Origin of the sequence: Sutterella parvirubra YIT 11816, from assembly GCF_000250875.1 — a bacterium.
In the GTDB taxonomy this organism is placed as follows: domain Bacteria; phylum Pseudomonadota; class Gammaproteobacteria; order Burkholderiales; family Burkholderiaceae_F; genus Sutterella; species Sutterella parvirubra.
The window spans coordinates 1-4,788 of record NZ_JH604907.1; the positions used below are offsets into that span (position 1 = coordinate 1).

General features: G+C 65.3%; 3 protein-coding genes. 1 reads left to right on the top strand and 2 read right to left on the bottom strand.

All coding sequences use genetic code 11. From position 1 onward, the window contains the following. Nucleotides 1–367 precede the first annotated feature (367 nt). Nucleotides 368–796 carry an ATP-binding cassette domain-containing protein gene (locus HMPREF9440_RS02795; RefSeq protein WP_008541296.1) on the top strand — a complete coding sequence of 143 codons (429 nt, stop codon included), beginning with the start codon at nucleotides 368–370 and terminating at the stop codon, nucleotides 794–796. A gap of 310 nt (nucleotides 797–1,106) precedes the next feature. On the opposite strand, the gene HMPREF9440_RS02800 is transcribed toward HMPREF9440_RS02795, so the two are convergent. Both HMPREF9440_RS02800 and HMPREF9440_RS02805 read right to left on the bottom strand, forming a co-directional pair. Continuing rightward, on the bottom strand, nucleotides 1,107–3,695 hold the full coding sequence (locus HMPREF9440_RS02800) for a molybdopterin guanine dinucleotide-containing S/N-oxide reductase (RefSeq protein ID WP_008541300.1): 2,589 nt from the start codon (nucleotides 3,693–3,695) through the stop codon (nucleotides 1,107–1,109). A 235-nt stretch (nucleotides 3,696–3,930) separates the two neighbouring features. After that, a complete protein-coding gene (locus HMPREF9440_RS02805) occupies nucleotides 3,931–4,533 on the bottom strand; it encodes a hypothetical protein (protein ID WP_040763330.1) in 603 nt (200 codons plus the stop codon). Nucleotides 4,534–4,788: the final 255 nt, after the last annotated feature.

Genomic DNA, 4,788 nt, shown 5'->3' on the forward strand with positions numbered 1-4,788 from the left:
GGCAAGGCTCTTCATAGTCTTCGGAATGCCCGGGAGGCCTGCGGCTCAGCGGTTTTTGAGGGCTTGAGCCTCCCCGGTCCATAGGAGAAATTCTCCTCCCGGAGTAGATCTTCGGACTAGGGATCTAATACCTACGGTGAAGAACGTAGGATTCTTGAGGCCATGACACGGCGAGGCCCCCGCAGGCGCCGGAGGTCACCCCGCCGCAAAACGATCCACCATGCTCGGGCCCTCCCCATTGGAGGTATGGCTTTTTACCTAGCGTTATGCAGAATCGGAATAGCGCTTTCCGGAGGCCTCTTTTCCGAGGTCCCGAAGCTCTCCCAACCCTTCGCCCCAACCCAACCGGTCCGTCCGCACTTCCCTCATGAGCCGCGAGCTCACCTTCCGCTTTCAAACCCGGCGCGGCGCCATGGCGCTCGACCTCGAGGCGCGGATTCCCGCGGACGGGATCACGGTGCTGCGCGGCGACTCGGGCTCGGGCAAAACCACCATCGCGGACCTCCTCGCAGGCCGCATCCGCCCCGACAAAGGTTTCGCCGCCGTGGGCGACGTCGTCTTCACCGACACGGAGAAAGGCATCCACCTTCCCGTGCACGAGCGCGGGATCAGGTACGTCTTCCAGACGCACCGGCTTCTTCCCCACCTCACCGTCCGCGAGAACCTCGAGTTCCCCGTGAAGGTGGGCGGCCGCCCCGTGCACAACGCGTCGGGGAAGACCACCGAAGAGCTCGCCGCCGCGCTCAGGATCACGCATCTTTTGGACAGGAAGCCCTTGACGCCCGAGTGCTGCTGACTCAGGCGGGCTTTCTGACGATCCGGTCCGTCGACTGCGAGAACTGGGCGACGTTGAGGTGCCCGAACAGGGAGGTCGCCGACTCTGCGGCCGGGCTTTGTTCTTCGAGCGGCTGACCGTTCGTCTGCGTGCGCGTTCCCGACACCAAGACGAAGGGGAGGAAGCCTGCTCAGCTTCCTCCCCGTTCCGATCGGCGCCCGGCCGACGTTCGTCTCCGGCCGGGCCTGTGGGCTGATCCCTCAGACGCCCCCGGGAGCCGCTCTCAAAAGCTCCCGGAGGGCGTCATCGGATCTCAGCGGCCGGTCGTCCCTCAGCCCCGCACCGTGCGCGGCTGCTCCCAGACGCGCACGCGCGGGAGTTCACCCGTGAACTTCTCGATCCGCACCTGGCTCGAGTTCGCGACGTTGCCGTTCGCGAGCTTCGAGGAGGGGATGTCGATCGTGAGGACGTTGTCGCAGCCGTGGACGTCCAGGGTGCCCACTTCGCCCTGCTTTTCAGGGTCGTACCAGGCGCCGTGGCGGATGACGACCGTGTCGGGGCGCACGCGCTCGGTGACGATCACGCCCGCCAGAACCTTCCCGCGGCGGCTCTCCACCTTCACGACGTCGCCCGTGGCGACGCCGAGCTTCTTCGCGGCGTCGGGGTGCATCCACACGGGTTCGCGGTCCTCGACGTCCGTGAAGTTGTGGGATTCGGTCGAATCCAACTGGGAGTGGAGGCGGTAGCGGCTCTTGCTCGTCAAAAGCGCAAACGGGTAGTCCTTCGCGATCTTGCCGCCCAGCCACTCAGTGGGTTCCATCCACGTGGGATGCCCCGGGCAGTCGTCGTAGCCGTAGGATGCCACCTTTTCCGAGAAGATCTCGATCTTGCCGGAAGCGGTCCCCAAGGGGTTCACGATCGGGTTCTTGCGGAAGTCGCCGAAGTAGTTGTAGTGCTCGGAGTCGGAGAGCACCGGGAACCACACCCAGCCCGCCTTCCAGAAGTCTTCGAACGCGGGCATTTCGTAGCCGCCCTGCGCGGCTTCGAGCTTCGCGGCGTCGTAGAAGCGCTTCACCCAGCCCATTTCGTCCAAGCCTTCCGTGTAGTCCTTTTCAAACCCCATCTCTCGGGCGATGAGGCGGTAGATCTCGTAGTCGCTCTTCGACTCGTACTGCGGGAGGATCGCTTGGTGCATGGCGACGTAGCCCAAGTTCGAGTAGGACCCCACGGCGGTGATGTCGTTTCGCTCCAAGCTCGTGCAGGCCGGAAGCACGATGTCGGCGTGGCGCGCCGAAGCGGTCCACATCGAGTCGCAGACGATCGTCGTTTCGGGCTTCTTCCAGGCCTTGAGCAACCCGTTCGTGTCTTCCTGCTGCGCGAACGGATTCCCGCCCGACCAGAAGACGAGACGGATGTCCGGATACGTGATCTTGGTGCCGTTGTGGTCGATCGTCTTCCCAGGGTTCAGGAAGCACTCCGTGAAGCGCGCGAGCGGGATCGAGACGAGGCTCGCGCCTTCCCACTTCAAGCCGCTGCTCCCGCCCCGCGGGTTCGCGGAGATGCCGGGGAGCGCCGGGGCTTCGGACGTGGCCGCGCCGCCGTTCGAGTAGTGGTACGTGAAGCCGAACCCGCCGCCCGGTAGGCCGATCTGGCCCAGCATCGCGGAGAGCACCACCATCATCCAGTGGACCTGCTCGCCGTGCTGCGCGCGCTGGATCCCCCAGCCGCCCATCAGCATCGTGCGCTTCGTCTGCATTTCGTTCACGAGCCAACGGATGTCCGCGGCCTTCACGCCGCAGACGCCTTCGGCCCATTCGGGGGTCTTCTTGACGCCGTCGGTTTCGCCGAGGAGATACGGACGGAACTTGTCGTAGCCCACCGTGTACTTGCGGATGAACTCGCGGTCGGCCTTGCCGGAGGTTTCAAGTTCGTACGCCATCGCGAGCATCATCGCGACGTCGGTGCCGGGGCGCGGCGCGATCCAACGGGCGGCGTCGCCGAAGAATTCCGCGGTGTCGGGCTTCAACGGATTCACCGCCACGACCTTGATCCCGGCTTCCTTCACGCGGCGGAAGCCTTCGGCGTTTTCGTGCACGGTCGTCGCCCAGTCGATGTCGTTCGTGATCGTGGGGTCCGCGCCCCAGAGGACGATCAGTTCGGTGCGGTCCGTGATGAGGTTCCAGCTCGTCACCTGTTCGTAGACGCCGTTCGAGCCGATCACGTAGGGAAGGATCACCTGCGCGCAGCCGGTCGAGTAGTCGCCGATGCCGCCCGTGAAGCCGCCGTTGAGGTTCAGGACGCGCTGCAGCAGATTCCTGGCGTTCCCGACCGCGCCCGGGCTCATCCAACCGTACGAGCCCCCGTAGATCGCGGTGGGACCGTAGGTTTCGCGCACGCGCTTCAATTCGTCGGCGACCAACTTCGCCGCGGTCTCCCAGGAGACGCGCACGAAGGGTTCCTTGCCGCGGCCTTCGCCGCCCGCCTTCCAACCCTTCTTCAAGTAGCTCTCACGCACCATCGGATAGCGGATGCGGGCGCGGTTGTAGGGCTGCTGCGCGATCCCCTGGAGCTGCATCGAGGGAGCGTGGTCCTTCTCGAAGGGTTCGATGCGCTCGATGCGCCCGCCCTTCACGTGGACGCGCCCGATGCCCCAGTGGGAGGCGTTCATGACGACGCCGTCGTTCAGGACGGACTTCCCGGGCTCAAAGGTCTTCGAGAGGTCGAGCTCGGAGATGCCCGGGAGCGGCGCACCCATGGTGACGCCGCCCTTCAACGTCTTGATGCCCGAGGCGGCTTCGGCGGCGGTTTCGGTCGCGGCGGCGGTGAGGTTCTTCCCGGCCGGGGCTGCGAAGACGGCGCCCGCGGGGAGCAGCCCCGCGGCGGTGCCGAGCTTGAAGAGATTTCGGCGGTTGATGCTCATGGTGATATTCCTTGCTTGGGTGGTCGGCTCGGTTCGGAGGCCGATGACGGCTCAGTGAAGGCGGCCAAGCGGCGGAAACGGAGAGCGCTCAACTCTCGCGAAGGGAGAGGAGCCGCTCAGTCGTCCCCCCGCCCGCTCACCCCGTCGTGGGGATGCGGGCAGGCCTCGGGCCGTGCTGCCGACCGTGGTGTCCGTGGTCTGGATGTGTTCCGTGGTTGGGAGGAATGCGGCCGCCTTACATCGGCTTCGCGTGCGCCTGCAACCACTTGAACATCAGCGCGTTGTTCCCGCGGCGCGTGTGGCCCGTACGGCCGCCCCGCACCGGGAGCTGGCTCGACCACTGGTTCGCGGTGAAGTGCTCGGGCTTGGGCGCACCGTGGCAGGACGAACAGGCGTCCGCATGACGCGCGGCGCCCGCCTTCCAGAGGGCGTCGAGATCCTTCGTCAAGGACGCTTCCGGCACCCAGCCTTCGGCCGAGGACTTCTGCCAGACGTTCCCCTGGACGGTCTTCTCGCCGCCCTTGGCATTGAGCTTCACGGCCTTCTCTTCGTCGAAGGACGCGTACTCGATGCGAAGGCCTGCTTCCTGGAAGATTTGGGACGGATACTCTTTGAGCGACCACCCGTCGATGCGGACCTTCGCCATCCCGTTCTTCTTTTCGAGCACGGTGACGGGCGAGGCGATGTCGAGCGTGCCGAGGTAGTCGGAGCCGGGATTGGCCTTCACTTCCAACGTCGGGCGGCGTGACCAGGTTTCCGCGGCGGATGCGGTGAGCGCCGCCGCGGCGAGGCCGGCGGCAAGGCCCGCCGACACGATGATCTTCGTGAGGTTCTTCACAGTGGTGGTCTCCTCTCTCGTGAATATGGAAACACCCACGCTCATGGCTCATGACGCGCAGGCTTCTTCACTGCGCCCGTCCATCTGCGTCCCTCGGACCAAGCGTCGGGGCTCTCACGAGCACCCGACGCCGGGCAGGGTCCTAGGATCAACAGCACGGGCCGTCGGGATGATTCTGCCACTTCGTCAGTAGTTTGGATAGTTCTTTTCGTCTAGATACCGGTAATAGGAACCTCTTCACCGGGGCCCTTTCTG